General features: G+C 55.1%; 17 protein-coding genes. 11 read left to right on the top strand and 6 right to left on the bottom strand.

The window, feature by feature from the left end; translation table 11 throughout:
- Genes Pla52nx_RS30910 through Pla52nx_RS30920 form a run of 3 tightly spaced genes read left to right on the top strand, consistent with a single transcriptional unit; the run spans nucleotide 1 to nucleotide 6,276 of the window.
- Nucleotides 1-1,284 (top strand): PQQ-binding-like beta-propeller repeat protein, encoded by a 1,284-nt coding sequence (locus Pla52nx_RS30910; RefSeq protein ID WP_146519389.1) that lies wholly within the window; start codon nucleotides 1-3, stop codon nucleotides 1,282-1,284.
- A 59-nt stretch (nucleotides 1,285-1,343) separates the two neighbouring features.
- Nucleotides 1,344-3,983, top strand: coding sequence for a WD40/YVTN/BNR-like repeat-containing protein (locus tag Pla52nx_RS30915; RefSeq protein ID WP_146519388.1), 2,640 nt, complete (start codon nucleotides 1,344-1,346; stop codon nucleotides 3,981-3,983).
- Nucleotides 3,984-4,041: 58 nt separating this feature from the next.
- Entirely contained in the window at nucleotides 4,042-6,276 is a 2,235-nt protein-coding gene (locus Pla52nx_RS30920) for a glycoside hydrolase family 5 protein (protein WP_197454453.1), read from the top strand.
- A gap of 204 nt (nucleotides 6,277-6,480) precedes the next feature.
- Here Pla52nx_RS30920 and Pla52nx_RS30925 read toward each other — a convergent pair whose 3' ends face one another.
- The 4 genes from Pla52nx_RS30925 to Pla52nx_RS30940 all read right to left on the bottom strand — a co-directional run bounded on the left by Pla52nx_RS30925 (nucleotide 6,481) and on the right by Pla52nx_RS30940 (nucleotide 10,515).
- Entirely contained in the window at nucleotides 6,481-7,137 is a 657-nt protein-coding gene (locus Pla52nx_RS30925) for a potassium channel family protein (protein ID WP_146519386.1), read from the bottom strand.
- 26 nt (nucleotides 7,138-7,163) lie between these two features.
- The gene (locus Pla52nx_RS30930; RefSeq protein ID WP_342190298.1) at nucleotides 7,164-8,705 is read right to left on the bottom strand and encodes a TrkH family potassium uptake protein; all 1,542 of its coding nucleotides are present in this window, start codon (nucleotides 8,703-8,705) and stop codon (nucleotides 7,164-7,166) included.
- Between the two features lie 248 nt (nucleotides 8,706-8,953).
- Entirely contained in the window at nucleotides 8,954-10,024 is a 1,071-nt protein-coding gene (locus Pla52nx_RS30935) for a sulfite exporter TauE/SafE family protein (RefSeq protein WP_231741870.1), read from the bottom strand.
- Nucleotides 10,021-10,515 carry a MarR family winged helix-turn-helix transcriptional regulator gene (locus Pla52nx_RS30940; RefSeq protein WP_146519385.1) on the bottom strand — a complete coding sequence of 165 codons (495 nt, stop codon included), beginning with the start codon at nucleotides 10,513-10,515 and terminating at the stop codon, nucleotides 10,021-10,023. The genes Pla52nx_RS30935 and Pla52nx_RS30940 overlap by 4 nt, the downstream gene beginning before the upstream one ends.
- Before the next feature lie 414 nt (nucleotides 10,516-10,929).
- On the opposite strand from Pla52nx_RS30940, the gene Pla52nx_RS30945 reads away from it, so the two are divergent.
- The 8 genes from Pla52nx_RS30945 (at nucleotide 10,930) to Pla52nx_RS30980 (ending at nucleotide 21,990) form a co-directional block, all read left to right on the top strand.
- The gene (locus Pla52nx_RS30945; RefSeq protein WP_146519384.1) at nucleotides 10,930-11,022 is read left to right on the top strand and encodes a potassium-transporting ATPase subunit F; all 93 of its coding nucleotides are present in this window, start codon (nucleotides 10,930-10,932) and stop codon (nucleotides 11,020-11,022) included.
- 15 nt (nucleotides 11,023-11,037) lie between these two features.
- On the top strand, nucleotides 11,038-12,708 hold the full coding sequence (kdpA, locus tag Pla52nx_RS30950; RefSeq protein ID WP_146519383.1) for a potassium-transporting ATPase subunit KdpA: 1,671 nt from the start codon (nucleotides 11,038-11,040) through the stop codon (nucleotides 12,706-12,708).
- Nucleotides 12,709-12,808: 100 nt separating this feature from the next.
- On the top strand, nucleotides 12,809-14,893 hold the full coding sequence (kdpB, locus tag Pla52nx_RS30955; RefSeq protein WP_146519382.1) for a potassium-transporting ATPase subunit KdpB: 2,085 nt from the start codon (nucleotides 12,809-12,811) through the stop codon (nucleotides 14,891-14,893).
- Between the two features lie 151 nt (nucleotides 14,894-15,044).
- Nucleotides 15,045-15,614: a potassium-transporting ATPase subunit KdpC gene (kdpC, locus tag Pla52nx_RS30960; RefSeq protein WP_146519381.1), complete on the top strand. Its 570-nt coding sequence runs from the start codon at nucleotides 15,045-15,047 to the stop codon at nucleotides 15,612-15,614.
- A 4-nt stretch (nucleotides 15,615-15,618) separates the two neighbouring features.
- Nucleotides 15,619-18,369 (top strand): sensor histidine kinase, encoded by a 2,751-nt coding sequence (locus Pla52nx_RS30965; RefSeq protein WP_146519380.1) that lies wholly within the window; start codon nucleotides 15,619-15,621, stop codon nucleotides 18,367-18,369.
- Nucleotides 18,366-19,085: a response regulator gene (locus Pla52nx_RS30970; protein ID WP_146519379.1), complete on the top strand. Its 720-nt coding sequence runs from the start codon at nucleotides 18,366-18,368 to the stop codon at nucleotides 19,083-19,085. Before Pla52nx_RS30965 ends, Pla52nx_RS30970 begins: the two co-directional genes overlap by 4 nt.
- Before the next feature lie 406 nt (nucleotides 19,086-19,491).
- Entirely contained in the window at nucleotides 19,492-20,367 is an 876-nt protein-coding gene (locus tag Pla52nx_RS30975; protein ID WP_231741869.1) for a transporter, read from the top strand.
- 39 nt (nucleotides 20,368-20,406) lie between these two features.
- Nucleotides 20,407-21,990, top strand: a complete 1,584-nt coding sequence (locus Pla52nx_RS30980; RefSeq protein ID WP_231741868.1) for a porin — start codon at nucleotides 20,407-20,409, stop codon at nucleotides 21,988-21,990.
- 215 nt (nucleotides 21,991-22,205) lie between these two features.
- Here Pla52nx_RS30980 and Pla52nx_RS30985 read toward each other — a convergent pair whose 3' ends face one another.
- The gene (locus Pla52nx_RS30985) at nucleotides 22,206-23,213 is read right to left on the bottom strand and encodes a hypothetical protein (protein ID WP_146519377.1); all 1,008 of its coding nucleotides are present in this window, start codon (nucleotides 23,211-23,213) and stop codon (nucleotides 22,206-22,208) included.
- Nucleotides 23,214-23,253: 40 nt separating this feature from the next.
- Entirely contained in the window at nucleotides 23,254-24,834 is a 1,581-nt protein-coding gene (locus Pla52nx_RS30990) for an alkaline phosphatase D family protein (protein WP_146519376.1), read from the bottom strand.
- Between the last annotated feature and the right edge of the window lie 47 nt (nucleotides 24,835-24,881).

Raw genomic sequence — 24,881 nt, forward strand, 5'->3', positions numbered from 1 at the left:
ATGCCAACGACTCTTCTGAAGTTTGCGATCCTGACCTTCGCATACCTGCCGCTACTTACAACGGACCTCCACGCAGACTGGTCCAACTGGCGCGGACCGAATGACAATGGAACTGCCGACGTGGGCAGTCTGCCGGCCGATTTGAGCAAAGCCAACATGAAGTGGATCGCCGAGCTGCCCGGCAAAGGTTGCTCGACGCCGATTGTTCATGATCAAGTCATATACTTGACCGCGCCGGTTGACGGCAAAGACGCCCTCCTGGCGTTCGACTGGGACGGCAAGCTGCTGTGGACGACAACATTTGGAGTTGAGAACGCCGGCAAACATCGCAACGGCTCCGGCAGCAACGCGTCGCCCGTGACCGATGGCGACGCCGTGTTCGTGTACTTCAAGAGTGGCACATTGGCGGTCGTCGACATCAAGGGTGACAATCGGGGCAACGTCCGTTGGGAAACAAATTTAGTCGAGCGGTTTGGCAAAGACACCCTGTATTGGGATCACGGCACCTCGCCCGTTCTTACCAAGGGTCATGTCATCATGGCTCGGATGCACAACGGTGAGTCTTGGATCGCCGCGTTTGACAAATCGACCGGCGAAATTGCTTGGAAAGTCGCCCGAAACTACGACGTTCCCCGAGAATGCGACCACGGTTACACGACGCCGTTGGTGATTGAGCACAACGGACGGGAGTCGTTGATGGTGTGGGGCGGTGAGCATGTGACGATTCACAACGCGTCGGATGGCGAGTTGGTGTGGAGCTGCGGCAATTTCAATCCCGAAAAGAATGAACTTTGGCCGGCGATTGCAACACCGGTTATCGTCGGCGACACCGCCGTGATTTGCTATGGCCGAAATGACCGCGGCATCCCTCGCACCTTCGGAATCCGGTTGACGGGTTCCGGAGACGTGACCGAGACCAATCACGCATGGGACCGCGACGACACCGGCACCTTCGTGCCCACACCAGCGGTACATCAGGGACACGTGATCATTGTTCGAGACAAAGGCGAAGTCGACTGCATTGATCCGGCAACCGGGGAAACGATTTGGAGTGACGCATTTCCCAAGCACCGTAACAAATTTTATGCGTCGCCATTGATTGCCGACGGCAAACTCTACGCACCGCGAGAGGATGGCGTGGTGTTCGTCGCTGCGATCGCTGACGGAGGACTCAAGTTGCTATCAGAAAACGACATGCAGGAACCGGTGATCGGATCGCCGATCGCGATCGGAGACCGATTGTTCATTCGCGGCGAAAAGCATCTGTACTGCCTGTCGCAATGAACACGTTAGCTAGGCAACGTCACTTAATTCCATTGCACCCGTAAATTCGAACCACCAGCATGGCTCAAGAAATCAAATGGAAGCCCTTGGGATTGGGTGGATTCGGCGGCATGATGACACCGGCAGCGAGCCGACTGGTTACGGGCGTCGATGGAGAGCGAAGACCTCATCTGATTATCAATTGCGATATGGGGGGCGTCTATATCTCGCGTGACTTGGGTCAGACTTGGCAACTGTTTCACTACCGGCAACTGAGAGGAAACGCAGCGGTCAAACCCGCGTTTGCGGCGGACTACGGGTTGCCCGGAAAGCCGCTGCAGATTTACGCCGGGGCGGCGTTCGGGCAGATGAAAGTCACCCACGACGGAGGCAGGAACTGGAATTTCCTCGGACCCGAACGCACCGTCACGAATTTTGAGCTACGACTCCACGGTGAAATCTTTGTCCATTCAGAGGACTCATCACTTCTGCTCGTGGGAGCATCAGACGACTCTGAGTTTTTTGGATACAACCTTGTCGACCAAAAGGCGAGATGCAGCAACATCGAGCTGAACAAGAGCGTTAACAAGATCAATCGCTCCATCGACGGCGGGGCAACTTGGCAGTTCGTTGCGAGTTGGCCAGATCCCACCGCGACGGCGGCCATCTTTCACGAAACGCTCGGCTTTCCATTAGCGTTTTACTTCGACCGCCGCGCTGCCAGTGAGGGCAAGGTCATTTTTGCGGCGACACAGAAAAAGATCCTTGTCTCCGAGGACCGAGGAGCCACCTGGGGCGAGTTTTCGATTGAAGGACTGCCAGAAACCGAAACGCACGAGCCGCTGATTCGCTCCTTTGCCGGCTCATCCAGCCCCAACGGAGAGCTGCGACTGTATTGCACGGTGAAGAGTTTTGAACACGAGAATCGCACAATCGACGGTGGGGTTTACCTGTGGCACGAAGATGGGCCGTGGAAACGGCTTGAGAAATTGGAGAACAGACGACCAACAAACAGCGAAGATGGGTGCCGGCTGATTCAGTTTCATCAAGTTCTTACGTCCGACGAAATGCCCGAACTGGTTTATGTCGTTGCGGCCAACACGGGCTTCGATCCCATGGATTTGGATGAAGGAGTGCATTCCACTCTGTATCGTTCGACGAACGCGGGATTGACTTGGGATCGCACCTTTTTCCCCTTTCCGTCTCATGACGGAACGACGGTGGTGCCCTACAACGTCAGCAACAATTGGGCGACGGTTCAAAAGACGGCACTGCTGCAGTCACAGCTTGGCAGCCCCAAACCGTTTGTGAGTGAAGAGCCAGCCAATGACGCTGCTGTGTCGCCCGACCAGACGGACGTCGTGGTTTGGGTCGGTACACGCAGCTATGTCAAGCAACCTGGCCAGCCAGACAACTGGCTCAGCACCGACTCGTCGCTCGTAAAGAATGGGGTGCCGGAAAACGCCGGCCCGGAGAGCGGATGGATCTGCAATGGATTGGTCGTCACCGCCGTATGGCACTACCACATTGATCCACATGATTCCAATCGTCACTTCATCGCCTACACCGACTGCAACTACGCGACGTCGACGGATGCGGGCCAATCATGGACGTGGGGGAAGTATGAATTGGCGGGAGAGGACAGTTTTTGGCAAAACACCGTTTACGAAATCGCTTACGACCCCAAGCCAAATCCTACGGCTGGAAAGCATACTCGTATGTGGGGCGCTTTCGCGTCGGTGCACGACATACCGAACGGCAATCTGATTCTGTATCATCAGCCCGGTTTGATCGACGACCCGAACTTGGGAACCGTCAAGGATTCGATCGGCCGCGTCGGGTTCAGCGAAGATGGCTGGACCTGGACCTACCATCAGTTGCCGGGCGACGGCAGCACAACCAAGTCCGTCACTTCGGTTTCGTATTCGCAGTCCGAAGCCGCCATTTATGCGACGGTCTTTGAGGACGGGATCTATCGTGCCAAAGATGAACTCGCTAACGATTTTCAGTGGGAACGGATTTCGGATCACTTTGACGCGTTTCCGAATCGACGATTCTGGCGAGTGACAGCACACCATGACGGAACGCTCTTTGCCTTGATCACTGCATGTACGGCAAAGATTGGCGATTCCATCGACTTCGACAGTCGCAATCAAGGCGTGGGAGTCTATCGGCGTGCTCCAAACTCAGCAGACTGGCAGCAGATTGGTCAATCCGTGAGTCCACCATTCCGGTGGCCGCGAGACATGGCCGTTGATTCCGACGACAGCAATCGAGTCTACCTCGCGGTCAGTGAACCACTCAAGAACGTCAATCGATTGGACGGCAATGTGGTTCCGCCCGAGGAGTCGGGTGTCTATCAATGGAGCGTCGTTGACGACACGTGGCGTCGACTGGAGCTCAATGGAATATCGGGCGAGTACCGTCACTTCAGCGTCTACATTCATCCGACGCAACCGGACTGGATTTACATCTTGTTGGAGGGTGAAATCGGTGGTCTCATCCGTGAACACTCAGGCCTTTGGCTTTCCAGAAACGGCGGCAAAGACTGCGAAGCCTTCAAGCAGTTTCCGTTCATGAACATCCATCGCGTGTGGATATCGAAGGACGATCCTGACACGATGTACGTCTGCACCAACGGAGCAAGCGTCTGGAAAGGCCCCGCCGATCCGGTCAACGAATTCCCATATCACGCCGTGGAATCGGATCCTCCCGCTTGATTCTGCATCAGAGAATGAAGCCGACAGAAAGTCATCTTTTATGAAAATCTCTATCGCTATGAGTCGACTACGCCCGACGGTCACTTTGTTGACGTTTTTGCTCTGTACGGTTGCCACAATCGCCGCGGAGCCGCAGGGGCAACTTGCGCCCAACGTCGGATTTGAGGCGGATGAGGATGCGGATCGCTGGCCGGATGGATGGGGGAAAGTGGACGACGGCACCTGGCGCGTCGAGCAGAACAATCACTTTGTTCGGCTAACAAGCCCCGAAGCGGGCAAGATGGTCATGCTGTATCAGGAGATTCCAATTCCGGATGATGTCAAGGCGATAGAGATGTCTTGGCGGCAACGTGTGTCGGGACTGAAACTGGGAACACAATCCTGGTTCGATGCTCGCATCATGCTGGAATTCATGAACGCAGCGAGGGAGAAGATTGCTTCGACTCCTGACACTCCGACCCCGAACGCCCCAGCCGCACGAAAGGATAGCGACGGTTGGGTCCAAAAACGGATCACCTTCCTGGTGCCTCAAGACGCAACGACGCTGAAACTCATGCCGTCACTGTTTCAGGTCAAGTCAGGTGTTTTTGATTTGGACGATATCTCATTGCGTCCTATCGATCCCGTCCCGCTTCGTGAGTCGGTGCAGAAGGCGACGGCAGAGCGACAAGCAAAATATGACGCTGCAGCGGCGTCGCGACGCAGCAAGGCTGCCAGGCAACTCGCGTCCGATGGAACACTGATTTCCAATGGTGATTTTGAAGCTGATTCCAAAGCCGACGGCTGGCCAGACGGTTGGGGGCGTCTCAAGGAAGGTGGAAGCTGGGAAACAGAAGGGGACAATCATTTCCTACGCATGCAATCACCGGCCCCTGGCGCGATGGTGATGCTGTACCGAACAATCGACTTACCTGAGGGCACCTCGGCACTGGAGCTGACCTATCGGCAACGAGTCACAGGACTCAAAAAGGGAACATCACCGTGGTTTGACGCGAGAGTGATGCTGGAATTCTCGGGCATCGACGGCAAGAAACTCTCCGGAAAGCCGTCTCCGCCTTACACGCAAAAGGATACCAGTGGTTGGGTCGAGAAAAAGACGCGATTCCTGGTCCCCGACGACGCGCTGACGTTGGTGTTGATGCCCTGCCTGTTTCAAGTCGAATCGGGAACGTTTGACCTGGATGATGTGACACTCAAACCGATCGATCCGGCACCTCTGCTCGCCGCTGTAAAACAACGCGAAGCCGAAGCCTTGGCACGCGTGGTGCCAATGGAAGAACCGGATCGAGCGAAGTGGCCACCCATTCTGAAGGTGGTCGGCAACCGACTGCACGATCCCGACGGTCGCGAAGTGTGGTTACAGGGAGTGAACGCCGGAGGGCTTGAGACTCTGCCGCAGGACAAGCAAGCGATCAAGTCTGTTGTCGTCGCGATCGACGACTGGAAAGCAAACTGTGTCCGTGTTCCGATGAACGAAGCCTTCTGGTATGGACGGAGCCCCTATCAGAAAGATGGTGGCAAAGAGTACCGTCAGACGCTCGATCAGATCATCACGCTTGCGGCCAACCGCAGTGCGTACATCGTGATTGACTTGCATCGCTTTCGTGCCCCGAAACCGGAACATGCTGACTTTTGGAAAGACTTTGCAGCGGCATACAAGGATCATCCTGCCGTTCTGTTCGATATCTTTAACGAACCCCATGACGTCACTTGGGAACAATGGCGAAACGGTGGCTCAATCGCGACTCCCAAAGCAGCAGATGAGTCGGCGTTTCTCAGCGACGAAGAGAAACAGAAGAATCGATCATTTGAGTCTGTTGGAATGCAAGGGTTGGTCGACGCGGTGCGTTCTACTGGTGCGAAAAACATCATCATTGCCGGAGGTATCTTCTGGTGCAACGACTTACGAGGCATCACGCAAGGCTATGCATTGGACGACAAGACAGGCAACGGCATCATGTATTCGTGGCACACCTACAATTGGCACACGGACTGGGAAGAACGGATGTTGGCCACGGCAAAAATGCATCCGATCTTCTTGGGTGAAGTCGGGGCGGACATCAAGAAGATGGACTTCATCCCCGCCGATGATCAAGAAGATCCTTACACCTGGGTGCCGGACATGCTCGGTTTCATCCAAAAGCATCGACTTCATTGGACCGGCTGGTGTCTGCATCCCCGTGCCACACCCATCATGATCTCCGATTGGAGTTACACACCAACTCCCTATTGGGGCCGATTCGCCAAAGAAGCTCTTTCAGGCAAACGTTTTCAGCTACAACGAACACGATAGTGTCGGAACATGTTTTCTGTAGCCAAGCAAATTGCTTTCGTTGGGTCAGTCACACGGGTGCTTTCGCATTGACGTCGTGGCCCAATGGGGCCGTGCGGGACGGAAGAGTTGACGTTTGGAGCGACGATCTTCAGCAGCACGAGGAGGTTCCTTTACTCGCCAGACCTTTGAAAGATGACGGTGTCTGCCACTGATTCCAACGTGTCATTTCACGCTTGCTGCTTTCTTGAGTGCCGCATCGTCGCCAGCGACGAGGAGTGTGTCGGAGTCTTTCAGCAAATAATCTGGGTCCGGGGTCGCAGTCATTCTGTCAGTCAGGACATCGTGCAAGGCGACAATGGAAATGTCGTAGTTTTGTCGCAACTGAAGTTCACGAATCGATTTGCCATACCAACTGCTCGGAACTCCCATTTCCTGGACGCTGAAACCGGACCCTAGTTTGACGTAGTTCAACAGCGCCGAACCACTGATGCGTGCGGAGAGCGCTTTGGCCGTGTCCTGCTCAGGAAAAACGATGTCGGTGACGCCGATCCTCTGCATCACACGAGCGTGGTCATTGGACACGACCTTGACAAAAATGTCTCTAACGTTCGCATCGTGCAGAGCCATCGTTGCCAAGATGCTTGACGAAATATCATCACCTGTTGAGATGATCGCTGCGTCGGCATCGGTCGCACCGACGCGACGAAGTGTCTCCACATCTCTGGCATCACCCACTGCCGCTCGTGTGACAAACGTCGCCAAACGGTCGATCACCTCACCATCGAGATCGATGGCAATGACATCATGCCCGTTCTCGGACAACGATCTGGCGACCGTGAATCCAAAGTTCCCCAGACCAACAACGACAAAGCGTTTCATGCGATTCTCCAACTCTTCAGTAGGGCTTAACCGACAACGACATCTTCGTAGGCAAGGCGATAGCGGCCACCTGCGGTGAGACGAATGACAAGAGCTGCCGCAATCGACAGCGGACCGGTTCGCCCGGCAAACATAAGAAAAATGACGACCCAACGAGATGGCGTGGATAGCTCCGAGGTAACGCCCATGGAAAGCCCGACCGTATTGAACGCACTCGCAACTTCAAAGAATCGAACAATAAACGGCTCACTTGCGCCATAGGCATCACCGATGGAGGCAAGCAGAAACACGCCAACAACGACGATTCCAATCGCGATCACAAACAAACCCGTCGCTCGCTGAATGGTCTCAGAAGGAATTGAGCGATCAGCAAAACTTGCCGTCGAGTGGGAGCGAAGCCGAGACCATGCCAATAGCCCGAGCAAAGCAAAGGTCGTCGTTTTCATGCCGCCCGCAGTCGATCCCGGAGAGCCGCCGATCATCATCAAAATGATGGTAAGGAAGTTTGTGCTGTCAGATGCCGCTCCATAATCAATCGTGTTGAAACCGGCGGTGCGTGGCGTCACACTTAGAAAAAAAGAGTTCGTCAATTTATCCACCATCGACATCTCTGACAAAACGCCGGTCCATTCAAATACCGCAAATATCGGCCAACAACCAAACAGCAGCAGGCTACTGACCACCAGAACAAGCTTGGTGTGGACTGACAAGCGACGCACCGCTTTATTCCTGCGAATGAACCGCTGGTGAAGTTCTTCCATCGAGATAAATCCCAGGCCGCCAGCGATGACCAAACCTGAGACGACAACGATCGTCGCAGGGGAATGTTGAAAGCCCATCAACGAAGCCGAGTTCGTCGAGAACCCGGCGTTGCAGAAGGCGCTCACGGAATGGAAAATCGCTGGCCAAAGTGAATCCGTCCACCCGAGTTGCGGTCCCCATATGACGTAGAGCATGATCGCTCCAGCCGCCTCAAAGAAGAATGTGAATCGGACAACATCGAATATGAGTCTTCTTGCGGTCACTTGAGGCAGCATATGTCTCGCACCAACGGCAAGATTCTCAGTGCTCAACGAGGGTCGCCCACCCAAAGCAGATATGATGACGCTGGTCAGAACAAGCATCCCCAGTCCGCCGAGTTGGATCAGTAGCAGAATGAACGCTTGCCCCATCGGCGTGAAATACGTTGCGGTATCGACAACAATGAGGCCTGTGACACAAACGGCGCTGGTGGACGTAAAAATCGCATCGGTCCAATTGAGACCTTCATCCACGTACAAGCCGGGGACAAATCGCAAAACAGCCGCTCCGAACATGATCAACGCTAGAAACGACAGCACAAACGTTTCGGCTGGAGCTAAACCACGTGGCTGACGAGAGGACAGAAAGCCCCGCCTACGAAATCGTCGAGGTGGGCTCCTGGTCGCAGAACGGGATTGACGAACTGTTCGGGTCACAGAAAGAACCTTCGCAAACGAATTGCACGGATCGATTGCCACAAAACCCAATGATTGAACCGTATTATTCAGGTGGGGCCAAGGCCAATTACAAATCCAAACTTGATGCATAAACACCCATTCAACCAAATTCCCTATCGCCCCTGTCCACGGACGGTCTCTTGTAAATTGAATCGCAAGTTTTGCGTGTTCTTTTGAGTTGGTCGGCCAGGCTCAATGCGACCCTCGCCGGATCAGTTTATCTCCGTATTGGCTGAGCATCGGGTTGCTGCTTGGACGCTGTTGCCTCCAAAACACGCACGGAGGCGATGGCGAGCCGATCTGGCTCTTGGGAATTGTGCTTGGAGGACTATCAGCGATTACCGTTCGTCATCGTAGGCTTCCGGACGATGCCCGAGTGAGTAAAGCACGTGGAAGATTCCATTGCACAATACGACCGCCAAGAATGCGGCCATCAGCGTCAGGCTGGAGACCCGCTCGTGAATGAGGGTCCAGACGAATTGGCCAATGCATAGCGAGGATACGATCAGCAACGTTGGCTTGCGAGAGATCAGCTCCACGACAACGGCTCCAAGCGGCGCGCCCAGTGCGACGACCGGTGCAGCGGCCAACCAGTTCGCAAATACCTCGGGTTCAACGCGATAGATGTCTGGTCGAATTGTTCCCAACAGCAAATTGAACATGATTCCGATCACCGAAGTGAAAGCCATCAGGCAAACGGAAGTCGGGATCGAGATTTTCAAGTCAGCTCGATACAGGAGCACGAGTGTGGCGTAAACGAGCATGTCGATACCGACTCCGGTAATCGACGCCACAATGCCGCCGGCCAACCCAATGCTCAAGCCAATCGGCAAGTCAAACCGACGCCAGTGCTGCGTTATCCCTTCGGCAGCAATCAACTCCTTGAGCTTGACCAAGTGCATGATCCCAAAGCTTGCCCACACCACGCCGAACAACAGCTTCACCCACAGGTCGGGAATGAACGGGGCGATCAAGGCGACTCCGATCGGTGTTCCGATCAAGGAGCCAAGCATCGAAGCCCCCAACAATCGCCAGTGCAACGGTCGACGGGCGTTGAGAATGTAGATGCTGGCCGAGACCATGCCGATCGACTGCACCGCCAACCCGAAATTTCGGCCTAGCGAACCGGGCATTTCAAAGATCAGTACAAGTACTGGAAACCCTACCGTCCCGCCTCCCATCGGCGTCGACCCAGCAACATAAGAACCGAATGACATCGCCAACGCGATCGGCCAGTGTGAAATGACGGTGCTCCAGTGCCCGCCCATGATCACGATCAGCGACCAAACAAAATAGAAACCTGCCAGCCAAATCAAAAATGGCATCATGCGTCGCAAGGAAACCAGCATTCGTACTACGACCGTTGGACTGGTCGCATTTGGACTGGGTGCATCTGCCGTCGCGCTCACGATAGCCATCCCTCGCTGGCGCTCCGATGGGGCTTTCTCACCATCTTCAGCAAATCAATCAGTTGCTCTTTTTCTCGCTTCTTAAGATGCCCCACTTGCCGCTGGTGCATTTGGAGAATCGCGTCATGCATCTCGTTCACCAACTTGAGACCTTGCGGAGTGATCGACGCTTCCACAATACGGCGGTTGGCCCGAGGTCGAGTCCGCCGGACCCACTTCCGCGACTCAAGACGATCGAGCATCCGCGTGATGTCGGGCGCCTTTGAAATCATTTGCCTGCTTAGCTCCATCGTCGGGACTGGGGCCGGGAGGTTCGACTCGAGAATCCGCAGTACGTTGTACTGTTGAGCCGATATTCCAAAGTCCGCAAGGCATTCGTTTTCAATGCCCCTCAAGATGTCGTACGTCTTCCACAGGTCCAGAAAGACTTTTTGCGAGAGTGAATCGAACGGTATGGCACTCGCGTCCGCGGCTTTGACTGTACTTTCCATTCCGCGGATTCTGCTCAAAGCATTCTCGTTCGTCAAGACGACATTTGTTGCAACGAATAAAAAGCTGACGAGCGGATTGACATGCTATGCCACGAGCAAACGACTGCTCGACTCCATGCTCCAGGGCCAATTTCGAGGCGAACAGGGTGGGGGCAACGCCATTTCAGCCTCGCTGCTCATTCAATGCCATCGCCCCCTTTGGCGGAGCCCCCGCCTCGCTTACCACGTCTTGCTCGCGATCTTGACACCTTCTTGATGTGTTCGTCGAGAGTCTTGAGCCCCACTTAATACGGGCATTCCTAGACTTATCCGATGAAAGGAACAAGTGGTTCATCATGTTTGCGTTGGGGATCGTAACGTTCGCCAGCTTGTTTGGTTTTGCGATTCTTTGCGAGCGACTTTAAGGACTAAACCATGGAAATGTTGCTGAACATCTGCGTCATCGCTGCCACCGTCTTTGCATTCGGCTATCTGGGATTCGTCATCCTGTGGCCGGAGCGATTCTAAGTCAAAGGGAAAACAATGCTAGGACTCTCCATTCCGTTGATCATCATCGGGGCTACGATTGCGCTTTCATGGCCGCTGAGTCGCTACATGCGTTGGGCCATGGACTCAATGGGCTCGTCGTCACCACCGAATCGCTTTGATTCACTCGCTGTTGGTGTGTTAGGAAATGCTGCTTCCAAAGGTCAAACATGGAAGGAATACTGCGTTTCGATGCTCGTGTTCAACGTGTTTATGTTCGTGGTTGTGTTCACGATCCTTACAACTCAACAATGGTTGCCTCTGAATCCCGACGGTAAAGAAGGGCTGGAAGCGAGCCTTGCTTTCAATACCGCAGCCAGCTTTACCAGCAACACGAATTTGCAGCACTATTCGGGTGAAGTTTCGATGAGCTACCTGTCCCAGCTTGGGGCACTGATGTGGTTGCAGTTCGTCAGTGCGGCAACCGGATTGGCTGCGGTGACGGCGCTCTGTCGTGGGCTTTCGGGTCGAACCAACTTGGGCAATTTTTATCAAGACGTGTGGCGAGCGACCGGATTGATCTTGCTGCCGTTGGCGTTTGTGCTGGCAAGTTTGCTGGTGTTGTTCGGCACGCCGATGACGCTAGAGGGTGCTGCGGTGGCAACGACACTGGAAGGTGCAACCCAGACAATTGCCCGCGGGCCAGTGGCCGCCTTTGTGACGATCAAACAACTGGGCACCAATGGCGGAGGATTCTTCGGTCCCAACTCAACGCACCCGCTGGAGAATCCGAGTTTCTTTACCAACGTGCTGACCAACATGGCAATCATCTTGATTCCCATGGCGACGGTTTGGATGTTTGGCTGGATCACGAATCGAATCAAGCATGCCGCAGTTGTGTTTGCCGTGATGCTGGTTATCTACACAGTCTTTGTAGGCTCCGCGGCGATGCTCGAAAGTCAGCCGACGCAAGCGTTTGCTCGGCTTCCCGTTGAAGCGGACATGAACCTGGAAGGGAAGGAACTGCGGTTCGGCACGACCGCAGGCGCGTTATGGGCTGTGTCCACGACATCCACCAGCAACGGGAGTGTTAACGCGATGCACGATAGCCTCAATCCGTTGACCGGTTTGTTTCCGATGGCAGGGATGTGGTTGAACGTAATCTTTGGTGGTGTCGGCGTGGGGCTGATCAACATGTTCTTGTACGTGATCACCGCGGTCTTTTTAGCGGGGATGATGGTCGGACGAACGCCGGAGTACTTGGGACGCAAGGTCGAAGCCCGCGAGATGAAGTTGGCGATCCTGGCGTTGTTGGCGCACCCTTTCTTCATCTTGGGCGGAGCCGCGATCTTTGCGTCGAGCTCATGGGGACTGGCCGCTCTAAATAATCCCGGCAGTCATGGTCTGAGCGAGATCATCTATGAATTCAGTTCGGCGGCGGCCAATAACGGGTCTGGCTTTGAAGGTTTGGGCGACAACACGGTGCCTTGGAATGTCGCGACTGGCGTTGTGATGTTGCTGGGCCGTTTTATCCCGATCATTGCTCCGCTGGCGATCGTCGGCTCGATGGCTGCCAAGCGAGCGACTCCTGAATCCTCAGGAACCTTTCGCGTGGATACGCCGACGTTTGGTGTCGTTCTCATGGGAACTGTTCTGATCGTTGGAGCCCTGTTGTTTCTGCCGATCGCCGTGCTGGGACCGATCGCTGAGTTTCTCACGGCAGTGTAGGGCATGCACAAAGTGGCGTCGGCCGTTGGCTGACGCTGGGATGCTTGTCGACGAAGAGTCGACACCACCGTTACTTCAACTTCTTTCAAACGAACTAACAATGAGTACTACAGCACAACCTCACTGTACGAGCCCTGCGAAGAAACGCAGGGACGCAGTCACTCTGCTCAATCCAAAACTGCTGATTCCGGCGGTCGGCCGGGCGGTCACGATGATGAATCCTGTCACGATGATGCGCAATCCAGTCATGATGGTCACGGAACTGGGAGCTGCCCTGACAACGCTGGCAACCATTGCAGCGGCCGCTAATGACACCGCTGGCTTTGAATATTTCTTGGCAATCACCGTCTGGCTATGGCTAACGGTTTGGTTTGGTAACTTCGCAGAGTCCGTCGCGGAAGCACGTGGTCGCGCGCAGGCGGACTCTTTGCGGAGTGCCAAAACCGACGTCATGGCGACCTTGGTTGCCAAACCAGGTGAGAAACTCGGTCGCCAAATTCCTTCTTCTGAATTGACCGTTGGTGATCTAGTGGTGGTGCGGATCGGCGAAACGATCCCAGCGGACGGGGAAGTGATCGAAGGCGTTGCCAGCGTGGACGAAAGTGCGGTGACGGGCGAAAGCGCCCCAGTGATTCGCGAAAGCGGTGGAGATCGTTCCGCGGTGACCGGTGGCACGCGAGTCATTTCGGACTGGCTGGTCATTCGGGTCACGGCCAAGCCAGGCGAAAGCTTTCTTGACCGCATGATCGCGATGGTCGAAGGCGCGCAGCGTAAGAAATCGCCGAACGAAATCGCCCTTACAATCGTGCTCGCAGGGTTCACTCTGGTGTTTTTGCTGGTCTGCTCGACGCTTTACCCGATTGCCCGCTATTTCGATGTGACGATCGATGTGCCAACCATGGTCGCACTGCTCATCTGTCTGATACCGACAACGATTGGTGCCCTGCTGGCGGCGATTGGAATCGCTGGCATGGCTCGCCTCGGACAGGCCAACGTGATGGCCATGTCAGGTAAAGCCGTCGAGGCTGCCGGTGATGTCGACGTGCTGTTGTTGGACAAGACCGGGACGATCACACTCGGCAATCGCCAAGCGGCCGAATTCCGACCTGCTCCGGGCGTTGACGCTGCGGCACTCGCCGATGCCGCTCAGATGTCTTCCTTGTCGGACGAAACAGCGGAAGGCCGTAGCATCGTCGTCTTGGCCAAGCGTGAGTTTGGACTACGGGGGCGTGAATTGGAGGAATCGCAAGCCGAGTTCGTGCCGTTTACAGCACGAACACGGATGAGCGGAGTGAACGTGAACGGTCGACAGATACGCAAGGGTGCGACTGACGCCATTCGCAAGCACGTGGAGGATCAAGGTGGTGAGTTTCCCGAGCAGGTCGCACGCGACGTCCAGCAGATTGCCAGCGAAGGAGGGACACCGTTGGTGGTTTGCGAGAACGAACGCGTACTCGGTTCGATCTATCTGAAAGATGTTGTCAAAGGAGGGATCAAGGAACGATTCGGTGAGCTTCGCAAGATGGGTATCAAAACTGTCATGATCACTGGAGACAATCCCCAAACCGCAGCAGCGATCGCAGCCGAAGCGGGCGTTGATGACTTCCTCGCAGAAGCAACTCCCGAGGCCAAACTGGAGTTGATTCGCAAGTACCAACAAGATGGTCGCTTGGTCGCGATGACGGGTGACGGCACCAACGATGCGCCGGCGCTGGCACAAGCCGACGTGGCGGTGGCGATGAACACGGGAACGCAGGCGGCAAAAGAAGCGGGGAACATGGTCGACTTGGATTCGAACCCCACAAAGTTGATCGACATTGTTTCGGTCGGCAAACAGATGCTGATGACGCGTGGTGCGTTGACGACATTCAGTATTGCCAATGACGTCGCCAAGTACTTTGCGATCATCCCCGCGATCTTCATGGTGGCGCTGCCCCAACTTGCTGTTTTGAACGTGATGGGACTCGCGACTCCACGCAGTGCCATCCTCTCGGCGGTCATCTTCAACGCGATTGTCATTCCGTGCTTGATCCCAATTGCGATTCGTGGCGTTCCTTACCGGGCCATGGGAGCAGCGGATTTGCTGCGACGCAATCTACTGATCTACGGTCTCGGAGGTCTCATCGTGCCATTCGTGGGCATCAAGGCAATCGATTTCCTCTTGGTTGCCACAGGTCTGGCTTGATCAGATTCCGACATATCACTCCGTCTGCTTGTATCAACCGTTTGGGCGCTACCCTGATGAAGCAGGATAACCGGGGCTAACGCCCAAACGGCTGATGAATCCGGATCATCCCCGAGTCCCACTCACCAACCAACACTGATAGGATAGAACGATGAACAACTTCTTTTCATCTTTGAGACTGACCGTCTCGAGCCTCGTCATTTGCTCAGTGATCTACCCGGCGGTCATCTTGGGTTTTGCGATGGTCGCCGCACCGGAATCACGGCAAGGAAGTCTGATCCGCAACGAGACGGGTGAAGTCATTGGATCACGTTTGATTGCTCAATCGTTCACTCGCCCGGGCTACTTTTGGCCACGTCCCTCAGCAGTCGATTACGATGCCAGTGCAACAGGAGGCAGCAACTTATCGCCGACCAACCCGGCGCTGACCCAGAGAGCTGCAGGTGGCATCGCGAAGCTGAATCTGAAGAGTGGGCAGAAGGTACCTGCGGACTTGGTAGCGGCATCTGGTTCGGGCTTGGATCCCCATATTTCGTTGGCATCAGCGAAATTGCAGGCCGACCGAGTGGCCGCGAGCCGAGGTTTGCCTTTGTCCGTTGTAGAATCGCTCATTCAAGACAACTTGAATGGCCGAGCTTTGGTGGTCCTTGGCGGCGAACCGATCGTCAATGTTTTGACGCTGAACATTGCGCTCGATCAAGCGATTGCGGATAAGGAATAGGCGGATGCAAGACAATCGCCCCACTCCCGAACAAATGTTGGCGCGACTGCAAACCGAAGGCGACGACGGTTTGGCGGCCAAGCGACGAGGCCGGTTGAAGATTTTCTTCGGCTATGCGGCGGGTGTGGGGAAAACGTACGCGATGCTGCAAGAAGCCCAGCGTCTTAAGTCTGATGGACACGAGGTGGTCGTTGGATACGTGGAACCGCACGGGAGACGGGAAACGGAGGCGTCGCTCGAAGGCCTCGAGCAATTGCCACTACGCCAAGTCAACCATCGCGGAGCACTGCTGCAAGAGTTCAATCTCGACGCCGCACTATCGCGCGAGCCGGAGATCATCTTGGTCGATGAACTGGCTCATACCAATGCGCCGCAATCGGTGCACTCCAAACGGTGGCAAGATGTCGAGGAACTGCTGCAAGCCGGTATCGACGTTTATTCAACGTGCAATGTCCAACACGTTGAATCGCTGAATGACATCGTCGCCAAAATCAGCGGAATCGTCGTCCGTGAAACCGTCCCAGACGATGTCTTCCGACGAGCAGATGAATTAACGATCATCGACATTGCACCAGAAGAACTGCTCGCTCGGCTGAAAGAAGGCAAGGTGTATGTGCCGGCGCAGGTCGAACGGGCACTGGAGCGTTTTTTTCGCAAAGAGAACCTGTTCGCTCTCCGAGAACTTGCTTTAAGACGTGTGACCGAACGCGTTCACGCCGATGTGGAAACAGCGCGTCACGGACACGGAGGCAACGATGTCTGGCCGACGGGCGAGACGCTGTTGGTGTGCGTCGGTCCAAGTCCTTCGTCCGCCTCCGTCATACGCTCGGCGAAACGATTAGCCAATGCTATTCAAGCCGAACTTGTTGCGGTGCACATCGAAAACGCATCGACACAACAACTACCGTCCGAGGCACGCAACCGCTTGGTGAACCACCTGCGGTTGGCCGAGCGACTGGGAGCCGAGACGGTCACGCTGGCTGGCGACGATCTGGTAGCGGAAACATTGTCCCTGGCTAAGCGAAAAAACGTCACCAAGATTGTGATCGGCAAGTCGGACGCTTCTCGCCGTTGGTTTCGTCAGCGTGCGTCGATCACGGATCGCTTGATTCAGGACAGTGGGGAAGTCGATATCTATGTGATTCGCGGTAAGGCGACTGGCGATTCGATGGTAGGCAACGACCCCGAAACTCGAGCCCCATCGGCGTCGACGCAATCGAAACTGTTTGGATGGCTCGGCACGGTTGGCATTCTGTGCTTGGCCACCAGCTTGGCTTGGCTGTTGGATCGGCTAGGTGCCTCGGAAGCTAATATCGTGATGGCATTCCTGCTCGGTGTCGTTTGCGTGGCGCTACGGTATCGACGCTGGCACGCGTTTGTTGCCTCGATGGGTGCTGTTCTGCTGTTCGACGTCTTCTTTACCACCCCGTACTACACCGTCGTGGTCGATGATGCGCAGTATCTTGTGACGTTCGCTGTGATGGCGGTTGTTGGCCTGATCGTGACCGCCTTGACGCGCCGATTGCGCGAGACACTTTGGCAAACGCAGCGGAACACTCGCCAGACCGAAGCTCTCTACCAATTGGGGCGAAAGCTTTCAGGAATCAGCGGACAACAGTTTCTTGCGTCGGAAGCCGAACGAGCGATTTCCGAACTCTTTCAGTTGCAGGCAATCGTGTTGCTGCCGGACGACGGAACGTTGAGGCCCGTTTTTCATCGTGAAGCTTCGTTTGCAGCAGACCCATCAGAGCTGGCCGTTGCTCGATGGGCATTTGAGCACGAGATGATTGCCGGGCGAGGTACCGAAACGCTCGCCGCGTCCCAAGCTACGTACCTACCTCTGCTCTCGCCCGCGGGAGCGATGGGAGTTTTAGCGATTCAAGCCGAAGATGTGGAGCCGTTGTTCATCCCCGAATCCAGACGCGTTCTGGAAGCTTACGCTTCGCAGTTGGCATTAGCATTGGAACGAGATCGGCTGGCCATCGAAAGCCAAGAGGCGACGTCGGCGGTTGAAAAGGAACAACTTCGCAGCACGTTGCTGACGTCTCTTTCACACGACTTGCGAACTCCATTAGCGGTTATCTGCGGCGCGTCCAGCAGTATACTGCATGCCAATTCAAAACTAGACACTGCGACACAGCACGAACTGCTTGAAACGATCCACGACGAGTCCGCACGGCTGTCTCGTCTGGTTGAGAACCTATTGCGTTTGACGCAGCTTTCATCAGGACACGTCGAGGTCTCGAAAGAGTGGTTTCCCGTGGAGGAATTGCTAGGATCAGCCCTCGGCCGACTCGAACACAGCTTGAGTTCGCGGAACATTCGGATTGACTTGAAGCCGTCGATGTTGATGGCGCATTGCGACAGTGTTTTGATCGAGCAAGTGTTTATCAATCTGCTGGAAAACGCTTGTCGCTATTCACCGGCTGAATCCGAGATCGAAATTCGTGGCCGGCAAAAGGGCAAGCGAACGATTCTGGAAATCGCGGACCACGGTCCGGGAATTTCAAAAGGGGATGAACAAAGGGTGTTTGAAAAGTTTCAACGTGGAGAACAATCCAGCACGGATTCTCGGGGCGTCGGCTTGGGGCTAGCAATTTGCAAAGCGGTGATGGATGCTCATGGTGGAAAGATTTCGGTTTTCAACGCAGAATCTGGGGGTGCCGTCTTTCGGCTAGAACTCGTCGCCGACGAAATGCCACCGACTGCAGGAGAACACACCGAAGACTCGCTAATCAGCGGTGCCGAACAATGACTGACAATCTAGCCGATGGTCGATTGATCGCAGTGATCGAAGACGAAGCACCGATCCGAAAGTTTCTGCGAGCGAGTCTCAGAGCCGAAGGCTATCGCGTGGCCGAAGCGGATACGATTCAGGGTGGATTACGAATGATTACCCAGGAACCTCCGGACTTGATTGTTCTCGATTTGGGATTGCCCGACGGCGATGGCAAGTCATTGATTGTCGAGATACGAGAGTGGTCGACTGTTCCAATCATTGTCGTTTCCGCACACGACCAAGAACGAGAGAAGATTGCCGCGCTCGATGCGGGTGCTGATGACTACCTGACCAAACCCTTTGGAGTCGGAGAATTACTTGCTCGCCTGCGAGTCGCGATTCGGCACCACACAAAGACATCAAGCAGCTCGGAAACCCAATCGCAGATCTACCGTCATGGGCGGTTGCGTGTCGAATTGGATTCGCGACGTGTATTCCTCGATGACGACGAAGTACGGTTGACCAAAAAGGAGTTCAATCTTTTAGCGTTACTAGCTCGAAACGCCGGCCGAGTGATGACACACCGCAATCTGTTGAAAGAAATTTGGGGACCACACAGCACACACGAAAGTCACTATCTCCGCGTCTTCGTGGCCAACTTGCGAAAGAAACTCGAAGCCGAACCCGCTCGCCCCCGGTTGATCATCACCGAACAAGGCGTTGGCTACCGGCTAGCAGAGTCCGAAGAGTGACACCGCTTTGATGTTGCTGCAAGATCGCGGTCGAGCAACGATGCGTCGTGCAGTTTGGTGGCGTCTTGACGCACCTTGGTTCGTTGAAGTGCGGCTCTGGGAATTTGGCGATTGTGCGGGTCATTCAGGATTGCCGTCGCTTCACGGGGTGCTGTCTCCCTTTGAAACTGGCGAGAGTGACTCCAGAGCGTCGACGAAATCAAAGTGAGGAGCAGGCTGGATTTTTTGCACCAGCAAGGAAGCAATGATGTCGAAAGTAGTGCTAGCAATATGCTTCGTAGTCGTCAGTCTTAATAGCAGTTACGGCCACGATGGCCTTCGCGGGCGTGCAGATAAGCACGCACCTGCCGCGTTGATAGGTGATCACCTTCATGATCCCGGAGAGTGGATGGTCGAGTATCGGTACATGAATATGTACATGGATGGCAATCGGGCCGGGACTCAACGCCTTAACGACACCGACGCCGTTGCCTTTGGGGCGACCAGCAACCCCGTTACCAACCGAGGTGCGTCGCCGACCAACATGACCCACGAAATGCACATGGTTCATCTGATGCGGGGAATGACTGAGGATGTGACTTTTTATGCGATGCTCATGCTGCCCTCGATCACGATGGACCACATTCGTGGACCGATGAATCCGGCAGGTCCCGGCACTTCATTTACCACTCACAACAGTGGATTTGGCGATACAACCATCGGCGCACTACTTCGTCTGTATAGCGACGAAGACGACGATCTACTCTTCAATCTGGGTGGCTCGGTTCCGACAGGAGACATTTTTCGAACCACTTCGATTCCGACAGGCGGCGCGGTCGAGCAACCTTTGCCGTACCCGATGCGTCTGGGTTCAGGAACGTTCAACGCTCGCCCCGGAGTGACCTGGAAACGGTATTTTGAGTTTGGATCGTTCGGATCGCAACTTCAAACTGATCTGCCAATCGGCCGAAACTACCGAGACTATTCCGTTGGTGATGAGTTCCGTCTGAATTCTTGGTACAGCCATCTGGTCGGCCGAAATCTGTCGACCAGCATTCGTATCGAGAACCTGTGGCGCACGAACTATGACGGTGCTGATCCCATGACGCCGGATGCCGTCATCAGCACGAACGTCGAGAGTTTCCGCGGCGGCTACACACTCAACCTCGGACTGGGAGCTGCGGCACTGGTAAGCGGACACCTGCTGAACGTTGAGTTCATCCCGATGCTGCATCAAGACTTGGATGGAATTCAACTTGAAACCGACTGGTCGCTCGTGGCGAGCTGGTCGAGAAGTTTTTAGCGGGTAGCTCCGACGAAGAACTCACCCCGAAAAAACAACGTGAACGGATTCACCATGATGTATTCGCGTCCTCGAGCCGCGTCGCTCAGGACGTTTGGGCTGCTGCTCACACTGAGATTGTCGCTATTCATGACGGCACCGATTGCCGCGGCTCAGTCGGCTGATGATCCGTCCGCAGTTAATCCAAACTTCGAAACAGTTGAGTCCGACACATCGATCGCAACCATCAAGCAGCTACAACAGCAGCTTGAAGAGCAATCGCATTTGCTGTCTGACCTTCGCGAGCGTTTGGATGAATCCGAGCTGGCGTTTGGACTGATCTCGGATGTATCGGACGACTCGTGCACACCGGGGATGAGAGAACGAGTCGCCTTGGTGGCCGAGCTACCGGTGGAAGCAAGCTGTGACGTGGCAGCCTTGGGCGAGAAGTCACGCAAACTCAACTACTTTGTCGATTACAACCGCGGCTGGCGGATTGAACCGTTTGATCGACAAGAGCATCCTTTCGACTTGCGGGCGAACGGCTGGATTCAGTTCCGACACCACGAATTCTCACGACAGTCGGAATCATGGACCGACAACGCGGGCGTGACGAGGCCGATCCGGAACCGCAATGCGTTTGATATCGAACGTGCACGTTTGACGCTGAGTGGCCATGCCATTGATCCGCGTCTCAGCTACTTTGTGCAGCTCGATGGCGACACGGATGGCGGGGACACGGTTGACTTTTTCGACTACTGGTGGGCATGGCAACTGACCGATCAGTTCCAGATTCAAATGGGCAAACGAAAGGTTTCAGCTAGTCGCCAATGGTTGTTGGGCGCGCGGCTCACCCGCTTCATCGATCGTCCGATGGCCAATGATTTCTTCCGCCCCGATCGGACGGTCGGCATCTGGGGCATCGGGCAATTTGCAAAGCATGGCCACTACGAGCTGATGGTTGGCAATGGTTATCGCACGGCGAATTTGCCGAACTCCGTGACCGACACCCGGTTCACCTTCGCGGCGACCAGCTACGTTGACCCCAACGGCGACTTCGGCGGTCAAATCGTCGACTTCGATGGCACCACTTCGCCCTTGTGGCGACTGGGACACTCGCTGGTGTATTCGCCACAAGCTGGGAACGAATCGGGGATCCCTCTCGATGAAGCCGATTTTCTGAGACTTTCCGACGGAACTCGACTGACTCAGACGGGGGCGCTCGCCGCTGGAACAACCGTGTCCGATTTCGACTTGTGGTTCTACGGTGTCGATATGTCCTGGAAGTATCGCGGCTGGAGTGCGACATCCGAAGTCTTCTTACGTTGGATTGACGATATCACGGCAGACGGCGTGTTGCCACAAACCAATCTTTTTCAACATGGCTTCTATGCTGAAGGCGGACGATTCATCATTCCCAAAACGCTCGATTTGAATTTGCGGTACTCGCAAGTTGCCGGTGATTTTGGCACAGCAAGCGAGATTGCTTCCGGTTTCAATTGGTACCCTCTGGCCAAATCGACGATCAAGTGTTCCTTTGACGCAACCTATTTGGATGGAAGCCCGCTGCAGAATACCACCAGTGATATTCTTGTCGGCGACGACGGAGTCCTGTTCCGAAGTCAGTTTCAGGCCGAGTTCTAGGCGTAGACGGAACATTCACGCAGTCATTCTTAGTTCGACTGGTTCTGCTCAGTTGCATTGTCTTTCTGGGCGACGTCGGCATGCGGCGACTTGTGTTGAGCCTCTCGCGTCGAACGATTGCTGGCGGCTAAGCTACAAACCCGAAAAGAGAATAAGGCCGCTCTGAATTGATGCAGGGAATCGATTGCAGTGAAGTTTTTGATCGAGTTGTCGTCTTATCGTTTGTTGAGCGGCACGTCGCGAAAATGCACGTGGCAAGCTTTGCAGTTGTCGGCGATGATTTTGGCTTGAGCGGGAATCTCGGCGGGTACCTCAGCGGGCAGCGTTTGGCCGTTGCGACTTGCTTGCCACTGGGAAAGCAGCGTCTCTAATTTCCGGGCCGCGGACTCTGACTCACGCAGCATCCGCTTGAATTCTTCGGGCTCTGCGTTCACTTCTGGCGTCCGCAAGAGTTCGGTGTAGTGCTCGCGCAACAACAACGCCTCGTGGACAGGATCGAGGTCAGGATGCTTTTTGGGGGTCTGCCAGTTCGATCCCGCGATCAACTGGATGTGCTCGTAAGTGTGCCCCAGCCCCACCATCGCCTCTGCCATCGGGGGCACCTCAGCGACTTCGGGGAGTTCGGGCGAGAAACTGCTGAGCTCTGCTGTTGGGAGCGGACGCGACTGGCGAGCCGACTGGTACAGACCGACGTAATTCTTGTTCGTGCCAGCGAGTTCAAGGATCTCGATTGCTTTTTCTGGCTTGACGAGTCCCGCCGCGACGCAGGCAACGCTGGCCGCCGCCGGACTTCGATGCTTGCCGTGATGACAGTGGATGTAGACGGGGCCATCCAAAGTTTGAACTGCTTTGGCAAGTTCCCAGACACGCGATTCCGGCACACCGTCGTAGCCGTGTGGTAGATGGACATAACGAAGACCGTACTTTTTCGCCGCCTCCAGATCGGGTTTCATTCCATCGACACTGATGATCGTCTTGATGCCCAACTCGGCCAACTCCTTGAACGCGGCATCGCCTTCGGGAAGTCCACCTGAAATGACAGTGGCGTGCACTTGCACCGGATTGGGGAGATGTGACGCCTCCAATCGGCGAGGCAAGTTGTCGCTGTCCTGAGCCGTCACTTGAGAGTCACATAATCCAACCAGAACAATCAACACCACGACAAGCCAGCGGATGATTGGGCCGCAAAGATGAATTGTCGATTTGAGCTCATTCGCTTGCATGGTGATTCTTTATTGCTGGCAGTTGTACGCTGAACTTACGTTAGGCCTCGTTGATCAGCGGTTGCCCCGATTCTACCACGAAGGCGGCTCGTGAGGTGATTTTTCCGCCAGGCTGGGTGACTTGGTCGACGACACGATAGTCGGCGCGCCACTGGTTCGGTGTCACGTCGCAGAGGATGTATCCACGTTGCAAGTTGTGAAACTTGACACAGGGATTAGCGCTGAGTAACTGATCGATGTTCTTGGGTTGATCGACGCCGTTGCCGCCGCTGCTGAGCGAAGTCGCCACGAACTCGGTCGCCACGGGCTGTTCGTCCGGCTTGAGGTCATCGACACGAAGTTCATTGGCCCAGTTGCTGTGGATGTCGCCGGTTAGCACCACCGGATTACTGATCTTGCGGTCTCTCATGAATCGCATCAGTTCCATGCGTTCGAAAGCGTAACCGGGCCATTGATCCATCGAGTATTCAGGATGCTCTACATCAGCCACACGATTGACCAACCCCATCATGACCTGCTGTGCCAGAACATTCCAATGCGCGTTGGAACGCAGGAGATTTCGATACAACCAACCCCGTTGCTCACGTCCGAGCATGGTTTGCGTTTGGGCCATCGCCTCTTCATTCAGCGGAGACCGCCGGTCGAGATTGGGCTGATCGCTGCGATATTGACGGGTGTCCAGGACTTGAAAATCCACCAAACGACCAAACTTTGACTCTCGGTACAAACGCATGTCATGGCCGCGCGGCATGCAAGACGCTCGAATGGGCATCATCTCGTAATAGGCTTGGTAGGCGTTGGCCCGCCTTGCCAAGAAGGCGACCGGATCGACTTCTGCTTCTTCCGAAATTTCGCCGGCGCAGTTATTGTCGAATTCATGGTCGTCCCACGTCACGATCCATGGAGCGACCGCGTGCATGCGGCTGAGCAGCGGATCAAGTCGATACTGTGCGTGACGAATCCGATAGTCATCCAGCGACTGAATCTCACTTCCCTGATGCGTCCGCACTTTCCCGTTGCGGCCGGCCTCGTATTCGTAAATGTAGTCGCCCAGATGGAACACGAGATCGACGTTGTCTTCGACCATCTGTGCGTATGCCGTGAACAACCCCTGTTCGTAGTTCTGGCAAGAAGTCACGGCAAAACGAACTTTGTCAGACACCACATCCGCTGCGGGCATCGTCCGCGTGCGTCCAACCGGACTAATCGCGTCAGCGACAAGAAAGCGATAGAAGTACCAACGATCAGGTTGCAAACCGTCCACTTCGACATGTACCGAGTGCGCCAGTTGCGGAGTCGCCGTGTGAGTACCGCTGGCGACGATTTTGGAAAATGATTCATCGTCGGCGACTTGCCATTGCACATCAATGAACCGAGGGGGCATGCCACCGCCGGGCTGTAGCGGTGCCGTTGCCAACCGAGTCCATAGCACCACGCTCTGATCGTCAGGATCACCCGACGCGACACCTAAAGTGAACGGGTCGTTTGTGGGGGTATACGATTCGCCGGCGCTCGCTCCCGAAACTGAAATCGCATAGACCGAGAGCCCGGACGCGAAACTCATGAAGCGCCGGCGGGTCAAATTGCCGTCGATGATACGCTGCTGTTGTTGAAATTTCATGGTTGATTGACTCTGCAAAAACGACATGACAGGGTGTTGCTGCTGTC

It is taken from the genome of Stieleria varia (assembly GCF_038443385.1).
Classification (GTDB): Bacteria; Planctomycetota; Planctomycetia; order Pirellulales; family Pirellulaceae; genus Stieleria; species Stieleria varia.